Origin of the sequence: Gordonia sp. 852002-50395_SCH5434458, assembly GCF_001665905.1 — a bacterium.
In the GTDB taxonomy this organism is placed as follows: domain Bacteria; phylum Actinomycetota; class Actinomycetes; order Mycobacteriales; family Mycobacteriaceae; genus Gordonia; species Gordonia jacobaea.
The window spans coordinates 45,499-63,146 of record NZ_LZTC01000097.1 but is presented as its reverse complement, the minus strand read 5'-3'; the positions used below and the strand labels follow the sequence as shown (position 1 = coordinate 63,146).

The window sequence follows — 17,648 nt, the reverse complement described above, 5'->3', positions numbered from 1 at the left end:
CATGCTCCCCCTGTCCGGAGTGACGGTCCTGTCGCTCGAACACGCTGTCGCAGCACCGTTTGCGACTCGACAGCTCGCCGATCTCGGCGCGCGCGTGATCAAGATCGAACGTCCCGGTACGGGCGACTTCGCCCGCGCCTACGACGAATCCGTCGACGGTCTTGCCAGCTACTTCGTGTGGCTCAACCGCTCCAAGGAGTCCGTTGCACTCGACGTGAAATCGGAGTCGGGCGCAAAGATGCTGCACGAGTTGGCCGATCGCGCCGACGTGATCGTCCAGAACCTCGGGCCGGGTGCCGCGCAACGACTCGGGCTCGGAGCCGACGAGGTGCGGGCGCGCGATCCGCGCAAGATCGTGCTCTCCATCACCGGCTGGGGCAGCACCGGACCGTGGGCTGATCGCAAGGCGTATGACCTTCTGGTGCAATGCGAAACGGGTCTGGTGTCGATGACCGGAACTCCCGACGACGTCGCCAAGGTCGGTGTCTCCATCGCCGACATCGCCGCCGGGATGTACGGATTCTCCGGAGTACTCGCGGCGCTCTATCAGCGCCAGGTGACCGGCGAGGGCGCCACCCTCGAGGTCTCGCTGTTCGAGGCGTTGAGCGAGTGGATGGGCCAGCCGGCACACTTCACTCAGGGCGCGGGCAGACAACCGGGACGCTTCGGCGCCGCGCACGCCACCATCTCGCCGTACGGCCCGTACCCCGCCGCGGACGGACACATCTTTCTCCTCGCCATTCAGAACGAACCGGAGTGGCAACGGCTGTGCGAGAACGTCTTCGACGACGGGGCTCTCGCCGTCGATCCACGGTTCGCGTCGAACACGTTGCGGGTGGCCAATCGCGAGGCCGTCGACGCCGCGGTGACCGAGCATTTCGGCAGGATGACAACAGACGAACTGACCGCCCGACTCAAGCAGGCGAAGATAGCCTTCGGCGGCGTCAACACCGTCTCGGAGTTCCTCGACCATCCGGTTCTGGCGGGCCGTGACCGCTGGCGCAGCGTCGACACAGAGCGCGGACCGATACGAGCTCTGTTGCCGCCCATCGGTTTCGGTGACGAAGCGCGAATGGACCCGGTTCCGGCGCTCGGCGCCGACAGCATCGCCATCGCCCGCGAACTGGGCGCATCCGACGACGACATCGACGCACTCCTCTCGTCGGGCGTGCTCGGTGCACCCACACAGAAGACCGGTACCGCACAGGGAGGCACCTCGTGACCGACACCGCGACCACCACGTTGAGCAGTTACGTCGAGAACTGGGCACCGCAGCCCGTCGTCGAGGCCGACGCTCTCGATCCCGCACAGGCATCACGCCTGGCCGCGACCCTCGACCTGGACGAAACATTCAGCGCGGGTTCACAACTCCCGATGACCTGGCAGTGGATCTACTTCTCCGAGTGGCCCCCCACCCGTGAACTCGGCCCCGACGGACATCCGACGGATGGCCGCTTCCTCCCACCGATCCCCGACCGACGACGCATGTTCGCCGGGTCGTCGATCCGGATCGCCGAACCGCTCCGCCTCGGTACGCCCACACAGAAACGGACGAGCCTGCACGCGGTCACCGAAAAGCACGGCCGCACAGGCGACATGCTGTTCGTCACCGTGCGGTCGGAGTACATCCAAGACGACCGGACGGCCCTCGTCGAGGATCAGGACCTGGTGTACCGCAGCGACTCCGGATCGTCGCGCCCGTTTGAGCGTGAGGTCTCCGAACTCGGTCCGACGGATGCCGCGTGGACCGCGGAGCCGACGCCCACCGCTCCCCTGCTGTTCCGCTACTCGGCGCTCACGTCGAACGCACACCGCATCCACTACGACCAGCCCTACGTGACGCAGGTCGAGGGCTATCCCGACCTCGTGGTCCACGGCCCACTTCTCGCGACCTACCTGGCCGAGCTGGTGCGGGCGAGGTCAGGACAATCGTTGCGCAGCTTCGACTTCCGACTACGCAAGCCCCTGTTCCTCGGCGACGCCTTCCGCCTCGAAGGCTGGCCATCGGGAGACGGCGATGACATCGAGCTGAAGATCGTCAGCGGTACCGACACGGTGCACGTCACCGGGCAGGGGACGCTCGGATGAACGTCGACCTCATCCGCGCTGCCAGGACCTTCCTGTTCGTTCCCGGAAACCGCCCCGATCGCTTCGCGAAGGCCGAGGCGGCAGGCGCCGACGTCGTCGTGATCGACCTCGAGGACGCGGTGGCGCCAGACGACAAGGAGGCCGCGAGATCCGATGTTGCCCAGTGGTTGTCGGCCGGACACCCCGCAGTTGTCCGAATCAACGGCGCAGACACGACATGGTTCGACGACGACGTCGCCATGCTCGGCGCGGTAAGCACACACAGCACGGCGGGCACACACAGCACGGTCGGGACAGCGGCCATGATCGCCAAAGCCGAATCGCCGGAGATCGTTTGGAAGGTCGCCGCGGCTACGGAGGCTCCGGTCATCCCGCTGATCGAGACCGCGGTCGGTGTGCTCAACGCCCCTCGGATCGCCGCGACACCCGGCGTCGCACGGGTCGCCTTCGGCGCCATCGATTTCGCGGCCGAACTCGGTGTCGATCCCGACGATCGCGAGGCGCTACTGAACGCGAGGTCGACGCTGGTTCTCGCATCGGCAGCGGCGCGCGTCGCTTCGCCCGTCGACGGGGTCACGACGGCGCTGCGCGACGCCGAGAAGCTCACAGACGATGTGGGATACGCCGCGCGAATCGGTTTGCGCGGCAAGCTCTGCATCCACCCGAGCCAAGTCGCTGCGGTGCACGATCGACTCGCACCGACCGATGATCAGGTCGCGTGGGCACGGCGGATCGTCGACGCCACGCGTGCCGACGGGTCGGCCGTCGCGGTCGACGGCCACATGGTCGATCCCCCCGTCGTCGCACGCGCGCAGCAGATCCTCGCCGCGGTCCGGTCATGACCAGCGGTGCTGTCAGAATGGTGCCCGTGCAGGAGTATCACGAAACCGCCCGTGCGTCCGACGGCACCCGCCTGGCCGTACAGGTACGCGGGAGCGGACCGGTGTTGCTCCTGCTACCCGGTCAGTCCAACAACCACCACTGGTGGGACCGCACCCGCAACGACTTCGCACGACACCGCACCACCGTCACCTTCGACTACCGCGGCACCGGCGCAAGCGATTCCCCCGACGGCGACTACAGCACACAGTTATTCGCGCAGGATGCGCTGTCGGTGCTCGATGCGTTGTCGATCGGCCGATTCGACGTCTACGGCACATCCATGGGCGGGCGCACCGCGCAGTGGATCGCCATCTCCGCGCCCCATCGCGTCCGCAGACTCGTTCTCGGCTGCACAACTCCTGGAGGAAGCCATGCGCGCGAACGGGATTCGTCGGTCCGTCGCGCCCTGGCCGGCCCGGATGCCACGCAGGTCATGACCGACCTGATGTACACGCCCGAATGGCAGTCGGCCAACCCCGGGCCGTACACAGTTCTCGGTGACCCGACGATGACGCCACGCGCACGCCGACAACACTTGCGCGCCAGCGACTCTCACGATGCATGGGACCACCTGCCGGAAATCACCACGCCAACCCTCATCCTCCACGGCTCCGACGACCGATTTGCACCGGTCGTCAACGCCGAGATCCTGGCGTCGGCCATTCCCGACGCCAGGACGCACGTCTTCGACGGCGCCCGGCACGCCTACTTCGACGAGTGTCGTGCAGAGGCCAGTCCGCTGGTGATGAATTTTTTCGACGACTAGCGGACTAGCCGTCGGCGCGGAGTCGATCGGCGAGTTCAGCGAGAGCGTCTGTCGCCGAGAACAATTCAGACCTCCGACGCTCCGACATTCCGTCGATTCCCACTGCGAGGGCTTCGACGTGCTCACGCACTCGCTCCTCGATGTAGGCGGTACCCGAGTCGGTGATCGCGATGAGCGATGCCCGTCCGTCGGCCGGATCTGGACGGCGCTCGACCATTCCCGAGCGTTCGAGCGAGGCTATGAGCGCGGTCATGGCAGGCTGGTTGAGACCCTCGAGTAGGGCGAGGCTCGTTGCGCGCCGCGGCCCCCAGCGCCACAAACTGAACAGCGTCGACGAGCCGGCGATACTCAGGTCTCGGGTTCTGCGTTCGAGCGCGTCGGTCAACAGGTCGAACAGGCGGGTTGCGACCTCGACACTCGTCTCACCCTCACCCGCCATGCCCTCATCCTAGGCGGATTGCACATAATCCGTAAGTCGCCGGCAACGCCCTCGTCAACGCTGTGCGGCGAGGAGGCGTCCTGCGTTCCTGATGTGGTCGACCATCGCCGCCCGAGCGGCCTCGCCGTCGCGAGCACGCAACCCCGCGATGATCGCCCGATGGTCGGCGGCCGACGCCTGCGGCCACCCGTCGACCGAGGCGAAGAACCGACGCGGCGCATAGTTGAGCGATCCCTTGATCATCCACGAGAGCTTCGGAGAGCCGGCGGCCGAGTAGATCGACCGGTGGAACACGTGGTTGAGTCGTTCCACTTCGTCGTAATCGGCTGTGTCAGCGGCATGTTCGAGATCTGCCTGGATCTTCTCGAGCGCGTCGAGTTCGTCGTCGGACATCCGTGAGGTGGCACGCGCGGCCAATTCACCTGCGAGAAGCGATTGCCCGACGAAGACATCCTCGATGTCGTTGGCGCTCAACGGAGAAACCATGAAGCCGCGGCGCGGTTCGACGCGCAGCAAGCCCTCGCTCTGTAGGGTCAGGAGTCCCTCACGCATCGGTGTCGCAGAGATGTCCAGTTCGGCTGCCATCGTCTCCGGACGGATGAACTGTCCCGGCTCGAGTTGACCGGAGACGATCAGCTCGCGCACATGCTCGGCCGCCTCGTCGGACAGTCGTGGCCGACGCCTGCGGGTGCGTGCGGGAACATCGGCACTCATGGCAAACAATATAGTCTATTGAGTTGGGCGCGGCGGTAACGTCGATGGAGTGCGTCTGACAACACTTCTCGCCACGGGCCTGGGTACCGCAGCAGCGGCAGCCGTCGGCAGCATCGCGTCTCGCTCGGCACTGCAGTCGTGGTACCCGAAACTGAACAAGCCGTCGTATGTGCCACCCGATCTCGCATTCCCGATCGTGTGGACCGCACTCTATGCCGACATCGCGGTGACATCGGCGATCAGCATCGACGAACTGAACGAACACGACGCCGCCGAGGCGAAGAAGTACACCGCAGCGCTCGGGACCAATCTGGTGCTCAACGCCGGCTGGAGCTGGCTGTTCTTCGGCGCGCACCGACTCGGAGCGTCGGCGATCACCGCGTTGGCACTGACTGCTAGCAGCGCCGACCTCGCGCGGCGCACGGCCAAGGTCTCGCCGGGCGCGGGAGCCGCGCTGACGCCGTACCCGCTGTGGTGCGGCTTCGCGACGAAGTTGTCGACGGACGTCTGGCGGCTCAATCGCGCGCAGCGTTGACCGCCCCGACGTCGCCGCTACCCGCGCAGTCGACCGGGGTCTTCGCGTCACTGTCGGTACACAACTACCGCCTCTACTTCGGCGGTCAGGCGGTCTCGCTGATCGGGACGTGGATGCAGGCCACGGCGCAGGCCTGGCTGGTGCTCACGCTCAGCGGGTCGTCGTCGATCCTCGGTCTGATCGTCGCTCTGCAGGCGCTACCGATCCTGATCATCGGGCCGTATGCGGGCGTGATCGCCGACCGCGTCGACCGGCGTCTGCTCATGATCTTTCTGCAGTCGATCATGGGTGTGCTCGCGCTGGTGCTGGCGATCCTCACACTCGGCGGCTGGATCGCGGTGTGGCAGATCGCGATCCTCGCGCTACTCCTCGGACTCAACAACGCATTCGAGAATCCGGCGCGACAGGCCTTCATCCACCAGATCGTCGGCGAATCGTTGATCCGCAACGCGGTCACCCTGAACTCCGTCATGGTGAACGCCGCGCGAGCGATCGGTCCCGCGGTGGCGGGCGTACTACTCGCAGCAGTGGGCGCCGGATGGTGCTTCGTCATCAATGCGACGAGCTTCGTCGCGGTTGTGGTCTCACTCGTCGCGATGCGGACCTCGGAGATCTCCCACGAGATTCCCGTCCCACGCGCCAAGGGACAGCTCCGTGAGGGCCTGCGCTACGTCCGGAGCAAACCCATCCTGTGGGTTCCGCTGGTCATGATGGCGCTCGTCGGCACGCTCGCATACGAGTTCCAGGTATCGCTCCCCGTTGCCGCCCGTGACGTTTTCGACGGCGGACCGCAGGCTTTCGGGTTCATGACGTCGTCGATGGGGGTCGGTGCGGTCGTCGGCGGCCTCATCGTCGCCGCACGCGGCACCACAGGCCTGCGCACGCTGATCGTGACCGCGACCGGATTCGGCATCACCATCGCGGTGACAGCGGCAGCACCCAGCTTGTGGCTGGCGATCGTCGCGCTGTTCTTCGTCGGCTGGCTCAGCGTCTCGTTCATGTCGACGGGCAACGCGACGCTTCAGCTCAACTCACGCCCGCAGATGCGCGGTCGGGTGATGGCACTGTGGTCGGTCGCCTTCATGGGGTCGACGCCGATCGGTGGACCGTTGATCGGTGCAATCACCGAGGTGGCCGGGGCTCGCACGGGGCTCGCCGTTGGTGCGGCGTCGTGCTTCGTCGCCGCGGCAATCGGGCTCGCGGTGTGGCGGCGCACCCGCTGACCAGCAATTACCCAATTCGGCGCAAACCGGACGTCGATTAGGCCCGACAGCTGTCTCACAGCAAGAATCACAGGATCGGGGAGTACCGTTCCTCGATGCAACACACCATTTAGGGCGACTCATGATCTCTGGTCGCCGGGTTAACGGAGGGTGAGCAATCGTAAGCCAGCAGACGACGCCGCGACTGCCAGAACCCGAAGGCTCCCCCGAAAGCGACAAAGCAGACACAACGGTGCTGGCCGAAACGCCGTCGCTGACCGAGCAGCCGCGGCGCGACAAGCATCTGTATCAGATCGACCTGGTCCGGCTCGTGACCTTCGGAGGCGTGATCCTCGATCACGTCATGATCGGCATCACCGCCGCGACGAGCGTTGCCGCAGGCTCCGTCGAGGTCTTTCTTCGCTACACCCGATATGGCTTCTTCGCGCTCACCGGCTTTGTGCTGACGTATCAGTACCGAAACCGCAGCCTCGAGCCGATCAGCTTCTGGCGCCGTCGATTCAAGCTCATCGGGCTGCCCTTCGTGACGTGGACACTGTTCTACTGGCTGTACGGGCGATACCGTATCGGCGGCCTGGAGACGTTGAAAGGCATTGTCGCCGATCAACATTCGATGGTGACCGCAGCCAAGAGCATCGGCTACGACCTCATCACCGGCAACGCGATGTATCACCTGTACTTCTTGTCGGTGAGCATGCAGATCTACCTGTTCTTCCCGCTCATCCTCGCAATCCTCAAGCGCACGTGGGGTTTTCACCGTTACCAGTTGATCGTGAGCTTCGCGATCCAGGTGACGTTGATGTACCTCATGGTCCGCCCGCCGCTCGACATTTTCGCCGACGGCGTCGGCGGCGTGATCTGGACGCACCTGGTCATCACGATCTTCCCGTATCAGTTCTTCATCCTCGCGGGATGTGTCGCTGCCATGCACTACGAGGCGTTCCAGGCGTTCGTGATCCGTTGGCGCTGGGCACTTCTCGCGGCGTGTGTCGCGACCATCGGCGCCACGCTCGCGTACTACCTGCACATCACGTCGACCGGCACTTCCGTCGCACGCGCCACCAACGTGTTCTTGCCGCACAACGTCTACGCGTTCATCGCGATCATCATGATGCTCTACTGCCTGGGCACCATCTGGCAGCAGCGTCGAACACCGGGGTCGGTCCCCGACAAGATTCTCCGCACGGCGTCGGACAGATCGTTCGGGATCTACCTCGCGCATCCCCTCGCGCTGAGCGCACTGCTGCCCACCATCGCACCGGCGTCGTGGCCCGGTGTTCCACGCGTGATCTTTGCCTACGCGGCCACCGTCGCGGCAACCATCTTCGTGGTCGAGGTGCTTCGACGCAGCCCGATCAGCCTGATCACCACCGGTCGCAATCGCCTCGACTGGCGCTCCCAGAATGTCGGCCGATCGCTGGCCGTCGCGGTGGTGGCGATCGTCGGCGGAGTGATCGCCTCAGAGGTGTTCGACGTCTGGGCCGGCTACCTGTTCGCCGCGACCGGAGCGCTACTCGCGATCTCCGCCGTGATCGTCGCGTGGCATCAGTGGCGCAACCGCGACGACGAGTTCACCGAACAGCCGGTCTGATAAAAACCAGCGTGCACGAAAAAGCCCCGACGACATCGTCGGGGCTTTTTACCTGTGTCTGATGTAAATCAGAGAGCGGTCACGTTGGTGGCCTGAAGTCCTTTGGCGCCCTGTTCGACGTCGAACTCGACGCGCTGCTGCTCCTCGAGGCTGCGGAAGCCGCTGCCCGTGATGGCGGAGTAGTGAACGAACACGTCCTGGCTCTGGTCATCGGGAGCAATGAAGCCGAAGCCCTTCTCGCCGTTGAACCATTTGACGGTGCCCTGAGTCATGCAATTTCTCTTCCTGTTTTGCTGAGCCGTCAGTTCGACGACCCGACTTCTAGTGTGTCACACATTGGGGCCTCTCCACGATCCGATGTCCACAAGGACACGAATCCCTTCGAGCGGACGACATCCTCGGCGGCACGAGCAGCAGCAAGTCCGGGGCCATCACACCGAGACCGCGGGGCCGTTGGTCGTGACCGCGAGATCGCCTGCTCCCCCTATCTCGCCGGCGCGGCGACCCGTCGAGCTACAGATGTGTGTCGAATCGAAGGATGTGGGTGTTGCAGCACCCACATCCTTCGATTCGACACACATTCAGCATCCTCGGGGGCGGCTATTTCGGCGGATTCCGACGCGGCATAGGAAGCCAGCCGTCCTCGACAGCTCTTTTGTAGAGGTCCGTCTTCGTCGGAGCGTCGCGATGCACCTCGCGGTACTTACTGCGAATGCGCTCGATGTATTCGTTGACCGTGTCCGGAGAGAGCCCCATGACACGAGCGACGTGAGCCCCCGATCCGCCCGCGGCGTACAGTTCCAACACTTCTCTCAGTCGCGTGGGAAGGTCGACGAATTGCGGGTCCGAGTCGAGCGCCGCCGCCCAATCCATCGACACAACGGTCGACCCCGCCGCTGCCGTACGCACCGCTGTGCACACCTCTGCCTTCGTCGCGTTCTTGCGGACGACGCCGAGAGTTCCAGCGCCTGCCGCATCCCGAACCAAATAGGGTTCGTCTCCTGACGTGTAGACGAGCGTCGATACTCCGGCTTCCGATAACTCGGCGATATTGCCCGCGGGCGTCGACCCGTCACCGAGCCGGAGATCGAGGACGACCAGGTCAAGTGGGACGCCCATGTCGGCAGTGCCGGGTCCGAGCTGAGCAAGGAGTTCTTCGACGGTGTGCGCGCCGACAACCAATTGCAGGTCACGTGTATCCGCGAAGAAACCCCGTAAGCCCTCGATCACCGAATCGTGATCATCGATGACTCCGATTCGCCGGATCTGACTTTCGGATTCTTCCGAATTCACCATGGGATAGTCCCTTCGGGAAAGTGGTCGGAATGCGCTCTCTACGAGACAGCATGAGCTGCTTGGGGGAATAATGCGGGCGGTGACCGCACGGCAATTCCCCGAACCATATCGGTCGGTGTCCGAGTTCCGTCGGAACAGTGCGAGGCGACCATCGAAGAATGCCACGCACCAATCGCCCACCACGGACTCCGCTGCCTCTCGAACGGCCGTCTCTCGAACGCTTCGCTACTACGGATTGTTTGCGGGCGCGGCCTACTGCGTATTCATTCCATTTCTGATTCCCGCAGTAGCGCAAGCACGCTCGATATCGGCGTGGTGGTGGACTCCGACGGCATTGATCTGTGCGGCACTCCCGGGCGTCATCGTCGGAGTTCATTGCCTGATCTCGGCCAATCCGGTCCGGCTCCGACGGTGGGCCGCCCTCGGAGCACTCGGTGTGCTCGTGGCGGAACTCCTCTGGTGGCCTGCGTGGAACGGCACACCGCTCGACGATGCCACCGTCTACTGGCTCGGACCCTTCGTGGTGTTGGGCACGATCTGCGCGATGATCGCATGGAAACCCGCCCCGGCAGCTCTGTATCTGATCGTCTGCGCGATCACGATCAAGGTCACCGGCAATGTGACCCAGGGGATTTCGTCGCCGGCGACGATGATTGCCGACGCCGCGTGCAGCGCGGCATTTGCCATCGTGCCGTTCGCACTCGGCGTGTCCGGATTGCGCATCGCGGCCACCCTCGACCGCAACTCTGCCGCTGAGATCGCCCTCGCCGAGCAGACGGCCGCGACCCGCGCACGGTTGGCCGAACGCGCGCTCACACGGGCGATCACCCACGACGAGATCATGTCCACTCTTCTCGAGGCCGCGCGAAACCCGGACTCGCCTCGACTCCCCTCTCGTGCAACCGCAACGCTGGTCGCGCTCGACGACGCCCTGCGCGAGACGACGTCGGGTCTCAATCCAGAACCTGCCGGGGTCGTGCGCAGGCTCAGCGAGGCCGCGCAGCACAACGATCCCGGCATGACTGTGAGCAGCGACGTGCGCGCATCCGCCGGATCGACGTTTCCGCAGGTGTCCGTGGAAGCGTTGGTCGGAGCGACCGCGGAGGCCGCTCGCAACTGCTTTCGGCACGTTCCACCCGAGTGCAGCCGATCCTGCCGAATACTCGTCGAAGATCATGGGATCGAGGTCACCATCGGTGATGACGGGCCTGGTTTCGATCGCCTTGCTGTGCCACGTGAGCGGCTCGGACTCGCGATGTCCGTCGAGGAACGATTACGGCGGGTGGGTGGTGAGGCGACCGTCGACTCCGTTCCCGGCAGGGGCACCGCCGTGACGCTCGTCTGGCACAGGCCTGCCGATCCCGTCCGCGTCGATGAACCCGACCCACTCCGCCTGCGTTCATCCACCGCTCGGGTGCTCGCTGCGTCGATCGTCATCGTCCTTGCTGCGGCTGCTGCACTCAATCCGGGTTCCGCTCCCTGGTGGGTCCCGGTAGGGATCGTCGTCATGATGGCGGTCGCGGTCGCGTTCCTGGTCGGCGGCGTAACTGACGTCCTGCGCCCACTGCCGGCACTCTTCGTCGCCGCGGTGCCCGCGCTCATGTGCGCCACCTACCTCTTCGCACTCGAAGACACCACGCAGGCGATTCCCCTGTGGGTGACCGGCCCACCGGCACTGATCGCGGCACTGCTCGCGATGAGGGGACGGCCCGCCACAGCGATCATCGGCTTCGCCGTTGCCTTGGCTGTGACAGGTCTGTGGTCGTACGCCGCCACGGGCAACGCACTTCCCGGCATTCTGCTGATCGGCCCCTCTGGCGGCTTCGTCGCGATCGGCGTCGTGTTTGCGCGGGTCAATCGAACGCTGGCGCGTGATCTGACCGACAGTCGACAACGAACGGCAGAAGCTGCGGGCAACGTCGCCGCGGCGCGTGCCGCGGCCCAGGAACGCGCCCGACAACTCGAACCGGTCACCGCATTGGCCCGACCGCTCCTGCTGCGACTCTGCGGCGGCGAGCGCCTTGACGACGCAACCCGAACCGAATGCAGCCTCACCGAGGCGCGGCTACGAGATCTGTTGCGTTCCAGGGCATTGTGCACTCCGGACATCAACGCCGCGGTCGACGATGCCCGACGTCGAGGGGTCGCGGTGAGCCTCCTCGACGACCGCGGGCTCGATCGCCCCGACAGCGACGCCCCGGATCCTCTCGACAAGTCCACACGCGAGCTGATCATCGGCACGCTCCGCCGAGCGGCGGACGGCGCAGTCCGCATACGCGCGCTGCCACGGCACCGCACGTTTGCTGTGAGCGTCGTCGCCGAGGCCGACGACCGATGCGAGTGGGTCGGAGTCGACGCTGATGGCCGCGTCCGCACGACAGTCACCGAGATGGGGGCCGCTGATCTGGGATTCATCGAATCACCGAGATGACGGAGGTTCCCTCTCGGCGACCGTCGTGTTCGGAGGCACCGACCGTCGTCGAAACGTCACGCTCGGATGTAGACGCCGCCCAGCTCGCGGCCCCCTCCCCAGGGCACCACGCGAGCTGGGCAGATAACAGCGGCGGCAATGGTCACAACAACCTGCACCCACGAGATCTCCATCCACATGACATTCGTCCGACGGCGGCCTACCCCCTCACCCCGGTGGCACCGGAGCCATGACCAACGCTAAAGGCACCCCGCCTCACGCACATGCCCCAGCTTTCAGGGACACCGACTTCCGGGGACGCAGGCTTTCAGGGACACCGACTTCCAAGGAGATCGGGCGCGATCAGGCGACCGGACCGCCGAGCGATTCGACGACGAGGCCCGCGACGCCGGCCTTGCCGCGCGTCGTCGGGTGATACGGAATCGGCGGAGCGAACCCCCGCAGCCACGGCTGTGCAGAACACACGGTGTGGTCGGCGCCTGCGACCGACGCCTGGACCAGGTCGACGCCGGTCTCGTGTGCCGCCAGCGCTGTGGCATCCGCAAGCCTGTCGAAGATCCGCACCGTCTGCGCAGTCTGCTCGGGCGTGAGTGGGAGCAGGTCGCACGGCGCCTCACCCGCGACGGTGAGCGGTGGGTAGTCGACGAGCACCACTCGCGCGCGAGGAGCACGCAGCTTGATCTCCAACACCGTCTGGATCAATAGGCGCTGAACCCGCGCGTAGTCGGCGTCGGTGGGTTCCGCGGCGATCCGATGCCCGGTGTGACAACTCCTGGCGGCAGGCCCCAAAGCTTTGTCGACGCCGCTCGCGACGTTGTTGCAACTCATCGCGAGCAATCGGCCGATGTAGTCGATGTCGTTTCCGCCGCTGGTGACGGTCACGAGTGCGGTGTTGCGGGTGACGGCGTCGATCTGCTTGTGCGCGAGGAATCGTTGCGGCTTGTCGACGATGTTCTCCGTGGTCGCACCCGAACACGTGGCGTCGACCAGTCGCAGGCGCATCGCTTTGGCCACCCGATTGGGGTAGTTGTCGGGGCTGCGGAAGCAGACGTTCAGACGCGTCGGTACGGCGTCTGGGCCTGCGGCGTACGAACTTCCGAGCGCCACATACGCCGGCGGTGTCTCAGCGGAGGCACGGACGGCTGGCTTGACGGTCGGCCCATGCGACGTGCCGTCTCCGCTGACGCCGGGCACGACCACGGCCGCGGCAGCGAGAAGTGCACCGGCGGCAATACCCATGCGGCGGAACAGACGTCGAGACACGCCTGTGATCTTCCCATATTCCTCACGCAGACCGTCGCGACCACACCCGTCGCCGCTCATGACCGCCGGTCGGCGATCGATCGGGTTCAGCGGTTACGGAAATCCGGCTCGCGCTTGGCCACGAACGCCGCCATGCCCTCGGTCTGGTCGTCGGTGGCGAACGTCGAGTAGAACAGGCCGCGTTCGGCACGCACGCCCTCTGTCAGTGTCGTCTCGAAGGCACGATTCACCGCATCCTTGGCCAGCCCCGCCGCGATCGACGACTTGCCCGCGATCGTCACGGCAACCTCTTTCGCTGTCGCGAGGCATTCGGCGGCCGGCACGGCGCGGGAGACGAGTCCGGCACGCTCGGCCTCGTCGACCTTCATCTGACGACCCGTGAGGATCAGATCCATCGCCTTGGCCTTGCCGATGGCGCGGGTCAGGCGCTGCGATCCGCCGATACCGGGGATGACCCCCAGGTTGATCTCTGGTTGCCCGAACACCGCGTTGTCGCCCGCGATGAGGATGTCGCAGAGCATCGCGAGTTCGCAGCCACCCCCGAGTGCGTAGCCGGTCACCGCGGCGATGGTCGGGGTGCGCAGCCGCGACAGGTTGTCCCAGGCGCCGAAGAACGACTCGCTGACCACTTCACTGAAGGTCTTGTCGGACATCTCCTTGATGTCGGCGCCCGCTGCAAAGGCACGCTCGGAACCGGTGATGACGATGGCGCCGATCTCCGGATCAGCGTCGAATTGCTCTGCCGCAGTGACGACTTCGTTCATCAGCGTGGTGTTCAGCGCGTTGAGCGCCTTCGGTCTGTTCAGTGTGATCACACCGATGCCATCAGCACTCTCGGTGACGATCGTCTCGTACTCGGACATTCGATTCCTCCTAGACGGTTGTGGTGTCGAGCGAGAGCTCACAGGCTGCAGGCAGCGGGGCGAACACGGCGTCGAGCGACGCAGCGGCCGACGCATGATCCGAGGTCCACGCCGGGGTGCGATCCTTGTCGATCACCTGCGCGCGGATTCCCTCGGCCATGTCGGGGTGCTGCAGGAAGCGCAGCGAGACGCGATATTCACGACGCAGTGTCTGCGCAAGGTCGGATTCCTTGTGGCGCAACGCGTACAGGGTTGCGGCCAACGAGGCCGGACTCTTCGACGCGATCCGATCCGCGGCACGATCGGCCGACTCGACACCAACCGCTCGACACCTCTCGATGATCTCCGACACCGTATCGGCTGCGAAAGCCTCACGTATCCAGTCTCTTTCGGCGTCGAGCGTCGATGCGGGCGGCGTCACGGCGTAGCGCGACAGCGCGGCGTCGACGCCGTCGGAGACGATGGAGTCACGGAAGGCGTCGAGATTCTCGGCCGGGACGTAGTGGTCGGCGAGGCCCATGGCGATCGCGTCGGCACCGGACAGCGTGCCGCCGGTCAGCGCTGCGTAGGTACCGAGTTGGTCCGGCACGCGTGCGAGAAGGAATGTCCCGCCGACGTCGGGCACGAAGCCGATACCGACCTCCGGCATGGCCAGACGAGTTCTGTCGGTGACGACGCGCGTGTTGCCGTGCGCGGAGATACCGACGCCGCCACCCATCACGATTCCGTCCATGATCGCGACGTAGGGCTTGGGATAGGTCGAGATGTCGAGGTTGAGGCGGTACTCGTCCGACCAGAAGCGGCCGGACGGACTGTTCGCGGCCACCGCGTCGTCTCCCCCTCCACCCGACGAGAGCTTCGACGCGTCTCGATGGATGGCCGCGATGTCGCCCCCTGCGCACAGCCCACGCTCACCCGCACCTGCGACGACGACCGCGTCGATGGCGGGATCGTTCGCCCACGTGCGCAGAGCGTCGTGCATGGCGAGCGCCATCGGATGACCGAGCGCATTGATGGACGCGGGCCGATTGAGTGTTATCTGCCCGATCCGTCCGACCACATCGATGAGAACCGTCGGCTGATCCGTCATGAGTGCCACTCCTCGCTGTCGCGCGCCTACCTTCTCCCCAAATACTTGCACATCCTAGTATTCGGGTGCCAGTCGCCTGACCTACGGGACGGGATGCCCGGCGGCGCGGAACAGTTCGTACCACTCCGGACGGGTGAGCGGAATGTCGGAACCTTTCGACGCGGCGACGACGCGCGCGGGGGTGGTGGTGCCGAGAACCACCTGCATCTGGGCGGGATGTCGCGTGATCCACGCCGTGGCGATCGCGATCGGCTCGACGTCGTATTTCGCTGCGAGCCTGTCGATCACGGCGTTCAGTTCCGGGTAGCGGTCGGATCCGAGGAAGACACCGTCGAAGAATGTGGCCTGGAACGGCGACCACGCCTGGACGGTGATGTCGTTGAGGCGGCAGTAGTCGAGGACGCCCCCGCCGTCGAGGGTCTGCGCCTGCTCCTCGCCCGCCATATTCGCTGCAACACCTTGCGCGATGATCGGCGCGTGGGTGATCGACAGTTGCAGCTGATTGGCGACGATCGGTTGTGTCACAGACCTTTTCAGCAGTTCGATCTGCCGTGGCGTGTGATTGGACACCCCGAAGTGGCGCACCTTGCCCGCCTGTTCCAGGTCGTCGAAGGCGCGTGCCACCTCGTCGGGCTCGACGAGGGCGTCAGGTCGATGCAGGAGCAGGATATCGAGGTGGTCGGTGTCGAGTGTCCGCAGCGATCCGTCGACGGCCTCGACGATGTGGTCGTACGAGAAGTCGTAGTAGGGACCATCTTTGACGATGCCCGCCTTCGACTGGATCGTGATCTGCTCACGCTCCGACGACGAGAACCGCAGCGCATGCGCGAAACGTTGTTCGCATCCGTGCGCGGGTGCTGTGCCGTAGATGTCGGCGTGGTCGAAGAAGTCGATGCCCGCGTCGCGGGCCACTCCGACGAGTTCGCGGATCTCGTCGTCGGAGCGGTCCTGGATACGCATCATCCCCAGGACGACATTGGGCACGGTGACATCAGTGGCGCCGAGCGCGATTCGTTTCATCACGCCGATGGTAGGCGCCACTGAGTCAGCCGCCGCAGACGCGCGCTAGACGCCGTAGCTGGTGTCGACGTAGCCGTCACCGTTGGTGTCGTAGTTCGCGGTGTCGACGTAGCCGTCGCCATTGGTGTCGTAGTTCGCGGTATCGACGTAGCCGTCACCGTTGGTGTCGTAGTTCGCGGTATCGACATAGCCGTCGCGGTTGGTGTCGGCGTACTGCGTGTCGATGTAGCCGTCGCCATTCGTGTCGCTCTCACGGACGTCGACTCGTCCGTCACCGTTGGTATCGGTGTACCGAACGTCGGCATAGCCGTCGCCATTGGTGTCCTGGAGTTTCACGTCGGCGTAACCGTCACCGTTGGTGTCCTTGAGCTGAACATCCACGTAGCCGTCGCCGTTGGTGTCGTAGCTTGCAGTCGCCATGATCATGGTCCTTTCGAGGAGTGGATCTCCGGTGTTCGTCAACGCTTTCTGCGTTGTCATTACATTGGATGCGGCCAAAGCACTGACATGTTCCCCCGTGCCGGAATCTTTTTCCGACGCCTCACCTTAGACATGCGAAGAGCCCGGCACCACGGGTGGTACCAGGCTCTTCGCTGCTGAATTTTCTATCGGATCGCGACCCTGGCCGGCGCCTGCCTTCGTCAGCCTCGATCGGTCATCTGCGGTGCTCGTCGAGAATGGTGTGCAGCACCTCCTCGGCGGCGATCAGCTCACGCCATCGCTCGGTGCCGCGTGGCGCTGTGGCCGTCGTGGTGAACACCACCGCGCGGCCGCCGACGATCTCCACCGCCAGTCCGGTTCGCGAAATCGCTTGTGCGCGACGGCCGATGTCGGTCCATCGTGGGTCGCCGAGCAACGCATCGACAGCGGCCTCGTCGCAATCGCGTGACACTCGCACCGCCATGCCTGTGCCCTTCGACGACACCTTGCGCGACCCCGGCGACCCGAACCGGCCCGCGAGTCGGTGATGGCCGTACGGCACCAATCGCCATCCGATCTCGACATGCGGCAACGCAACCCGTGTGTGATCGGGCGCCACGCGACCAGCGACGTCGTACACCGGCTGGTCGTACTCGTCGTTGAACACCTCGAGGTGTGAGGCCAGCACACCGACGGGACTCTCGATCGCCCATGCCTGCCACCGGGCGCCACGTCGCCGGAGATCGTGGACATCGACGCCGGCGTGGGTCGGTGGCTGGATGACCGAGAGGTCCACCGACGTGGCCGTGGCCCATCCGAGTTGCTCGCCGACCTCATACAACGCGGTCGGCGCATTGGGCCCACGTCGAAACATCCCGATGTCCTTTCGGCACGCACTGCCCTTTCGGGCAGACGCTGTCCTTCTGGCGGACGCTGCGGCAACTACCCGAGAAGATACAGCGCAGGGGCGCAACAGCTTTTACTGTTGCACCCCTGCACTTGTCGATCTATTGACTTGTCGGTCTTT

At 65.2% G+C, this 17,648-nt stretch carries 18 protein-coding genes; 8 read left to right on the top strand and 10 right to left on the bottom strand.

Annotated features, from left to right (window positions below):
• Position 1: 1 nt before the first annotated feature.
• Genes A5785_RS20630 through A5785_RS20615 form a run of 4 tightly spaced genes read left to right on the top strand, consistent with a single transcriptional unit; the run spans position 2 to position 3,736 of the window.
• On the top strand, positions 2-1,222 hold the full coding sequence (locus tag A5785_RS20630) for a CaiB/BaiF CoA transferase family protein (RefSeq protein WP_064868943.1): 1,221 nt from the start codon (positions 2-4) through the stop codon (positions 1,220-1,222).
• Positions 1,219-2,088, top strand: a complete 870-nt coding sequence (locus tag A5785_RS20625; protein ID WP_064868940.1) for an FAS1-like dehydratase domain-containing protein — start codon at positions 1,219-1,221, stop codon at positions 2,086-2,088. The genes A5785_RS20630 and A5785_RS20625 overlap by 4 nt, the downstream gene beginning before the upstream one ends.
• Positions 2,085-2,930: an HpcH/HpaI aldolase/citrate lyase family protein gene (locus A5785_RS20620; protein WP_064868938.1), complete on the top strand. Its 846-nt coding sequence runs from the start codon at positions 2,085-2,087 to the stop codon at positions 2,928-2,930. Before A5785_RS20625 ends, A5785_RS20620 begins: the two co-directional genes overlap by 4 nt.
• Positions 2,927-3,736 (top strand): alpha/beta fold hydrolase, encoded by an 810-nt coding sequence (locus A5785_RS20615; RefSeq protein ID WP_064868935.1) that lies wholly within the window; start codon positions 2,927-2,929, stop codon positions 3,734-3,736. Before A5785_RS20620 ends, A5785_RS20615 begins: the two co-directional genes overlap by 4 nt.
• A gap of 4 nt (positions 3,737-3,740) precedes the next feature.
• Here the strand turns inward: A5785_RS20615 and A5785_RS20610 are convergent, their stop codons facing one another.
• Positions 3,741-4,175, bottom strand: coding sequence for a MarR family winged helix-turn-helix transcriptional regulator (locus A5785_RS20610; RefSeq protein ID WP_049697697.1), 435 nt, complete (start codon positions 4,173-4,175; stop codon positions 3,741-3,743).
• Positions 4,176-4,229: 54 nt separating this feature from the next.
• A complete protein-coding gene (locus A5785_RS20605; RefSeq protein ID WP_064868932.1) occupies positions 4,230-4,889 on the bottom strand; it encodes a GntR family transcriptional regulator in 660 nt (219 codons plus the stop codon).
• Positions 4,890-4,938: 49 nt separating this feature from the next.
• Here A5785_RS20605 and A5785_RS20600 point away from each other — a divergent pair, with 49 nt between their 5' ends.
• The 3 genes from A5785_RS20600 to A5785_RS20590 all read left to right on the top strand — a co-directional run bounded on the left by A5785_RS20600 (position 4,939) and on the right by A5785_RS20590 (position 8,238).
• A complete protein-coding gene (locus A5785_RS20600) occupies positions 4,939-5,424 on the top strand; it encodes a TspO/MBR family protein (protein ID WP_064868927.1) in 486 nt (161 codons plus the stop codon).
• Positions 5,421-6,647: an MFS transporter gene (locus A5785_RS20595; RefSeq protein WP_064868924.1), complete on the top strand. Its 1,227-nt coding sequence runs from the start codon at positions 5,421-5,423 to the stop codon at positions 6,645-6,647. Before A5785_RS20600 ends, A5785_RS20595 begins: the two co-directional genes overlap by 4 nt.
• A 232-nt stretch (positions 6,648-6,879) precedes the next feature.
• Entirely contained in the window at positions 6,880-8,238 is a 1,359-nt protein-coding gene (locus A5785_RS20590; RefSeq protein WP_064868921.1) for an acyltransferase, read from the top strand.
• 68 nt (positions 8,239-8,306) lie between these two features.
• On the opposite strand, the gene A5785_RS20585 is transcribed toward A5785_RS20590, so the two are convergent.
• Both A5785_RS20585 and A5785_RS20580 read right to left on the bottom strand, forming a co-directional pair.
• Positions 8,307-8,510 carry a cold-shock protein gene (locus tag A5785_RS20585; protein ID WP_005207466.1) on the bottom strand — a complete coding sequence of 68 codons (204 nt, stop codon included), beginning with the start codon at positions 8,508-8,510 and terminating at the stop codon, positions 8,307-8,309.
• Between the two features lie 328 nt (positions 8,511-8,838).
• Positions 8,839-9,534 (bottom strand): response regulator transcription factor, encoded by a 696-nt coding sequence (locus tag A5785_RS20580; RefSeq protein WP_064868919.1) that lies wholly within the window; start codon positions 9,532-9,534, stop codon positions 8,839-8,841.
• A 79-nt stretch (positions 9,535-9,613) separates the two neighbouring features.
• Here A5785_RS20580 and A5785_RS20575 point away from each other — a divergent pair, with 79 nt between their 5' ends.
• Complete coding sequence (locus tag A5785_RS20575; RefSeq protein WP_156525567.1) at positions 9,614-11,965, top strand: sensor histidine kinase; 2,352 nt, start codon at positions 9,614-9,616, stop codon at positions 11,963-11,965.
• 342 nt (positions 11,966-12,307) lie between these two features.
• Here the strand turns inward: A5785_RS20575 and A5785_RS20570 are convergent, their stop codons facing one another.
• From A5785_RS20570 to A5785_RS20545, 6 genes are all read right to left on the bottom strand, one after another.
• Positions 12,308-13,228 carry an SGNH/GDSL hydrolase family protein gene (locus tag A5785_RS20570; protein ID WP_064869036.1) on the bottom strand — a complete coding sequence of 307 codons (921 nt, stop codon included), beginning with the start codon at positions 13,226-13,228 and terminating at the stop codon, positions 12,308-12,310.
• Positions 13,229-13,314: 86 nt separating this feature from the next.
• Positions 13,315-14,091: an enoyl-CoA hydratase gene (locus tag A5785_RS20565; protein WP_064868914.1), complete on the bottom strand. Its 777-nt coding sequence runs from the start codon at positions 14,089-14,091 to the stop codon at positions 13,315-13,317.
• Between the two features lie 10 nt (positions 14,092-14,101).
• On the bottom strand, positions 14,102-15,181 hold the full coding sequence (locus A5785_RS20560; RefSeq protein ID WP_064869034.1) for an enoyl-CoA hydratase/isomerase family protein: 1,080 nt from the start codon (positions 15,179-15,181) through the stop codon (positions 14,102-14,104).
• Between the two features lie 81 nt (positions 15,182-15,262).
• A complete protein-coding gene (locus A5785_RS20555; RefSeq protein ID WP_064868911.1) occupies positions 15,263-16,201 on the bottom strand; it encodes an aldo/keto reductase in 939 nt (312 codons plus the stop codon).
• Positions 16,202-16,246: 45 nt separating this feature from the next.
• Positions 16,247-16,621 carry a hypothetical protein gene (locus tag A5785_RS20550; RefSeq protein ID WP_049698036.1) on the bottom strand — a complete coding sequence of 125 codons (375 nt, stop codon included), beginning with the start codon at positions 16,619-16,621 and terminating at the stop codon, positions 16,247-16,249.
• Between the two features lie 235 nt (positions 16,622-16,856).
• On the bottom strand, positions 16,857-17,495 hold the full coding sequence (locus A5785_RS20545; RefSeq protein ID WP_064868908.1) for a hypothetical protein: 639 nt from the start codon (positions 17,493-17,495) through the stop codon (positions 16,857-16,859).
• Positions 17,496-17,648: the final 153 nt, after the last annotated feature.

Excerpts from the sequence above, each read along its gene's own strand:
- A5785_RS20555 (WP_064868911.1), bottom strand. The coding sequence starts at position 16,201 with ATGAAACGAATCGCGCTCGGCGCCACTGATGTCACCGTGCCCAATGTC.
- A5785_RS20615 (WP_064868935.1), top strand. The coding sequence starts at position 2,927 with ATGACCAGCGGTGCTGTCAGAATGGTGCCCGTGCAGGAGTATCACGAA.
- A5785_RS20605 (WP_064868932.1), bottom strand. The coding sequence starts at position 4,889 with ATGAGTGCCGATGTTCCCGCACGCACCCGCAGGCGTCGGCCACGACTG.
- A5785_RS20630 (WP_064868943.1), top strand. The coding sequence starts at position 2 with ATGCTCCCCCTGTCCGGAGTGACGGTCCTGTCGCTCGAACACGCTGTC.
- A5785_RS20585 (WP_005207466.1), bottom strand. The coding sequence starts at position 8,510 with ATGACTCAGGGCACCGTCAAATGGTTCAACGGCGAGAAGGGCTTCGGC.
- A5785_RS20545 (WP_064868908.1), bottom strand. The coding sequence starts at position 17,495 with ATGTTTCGACGTGGGCCCAATGCGCCGACCGCGTTGTATGAGGTCGGC.
- A5785_RS20550 (WP_049698036.1), bottom strand. The coding sequence starts at position 16,621 with ATGGCGACTGCAAGCTACGACACCAACGGCGACGGCTACGTGGATGTT.
- A5785_RS20565 (WP_064868914.1), bottom strand. The coding sequence starts at position 14,091 with ATGTCCGAGTACGAGACGATCGTCACCGAGAGTGCTGATGGCATCGGT.
- A5785_RS20610 (WP_049697697.1), bottom strand. The coding sequence starts at position 4,175 with ATGGCGGGTGAGGGTGAGACGAGTGTCGAGGTCGCAACCCGCCTGTTC.
- A5785_RS20560 (WP_064869034.1), bottom strand. The coding sequence starts at position 15,181 with ATGACGGATCAGCCGACGGTTCTCATCGATGTGGTCGGACGGATCGGG.
- A5785_RS20620 (WP_064868938.1), top strand. The coding sequence starts at position 2,085 with ATGAACGTCGACCTCATCCGCGCTGCCAGGACCTTCCTGTTCGTTCCC.
- A5785_RS20580 (WP_064868919.1), bottom strand. The coding sequence starts at position 9,534 with ATGGTGAATTCGGAAGAATCCGAAAGTCAGATCCGGCGAATCGGAGTC.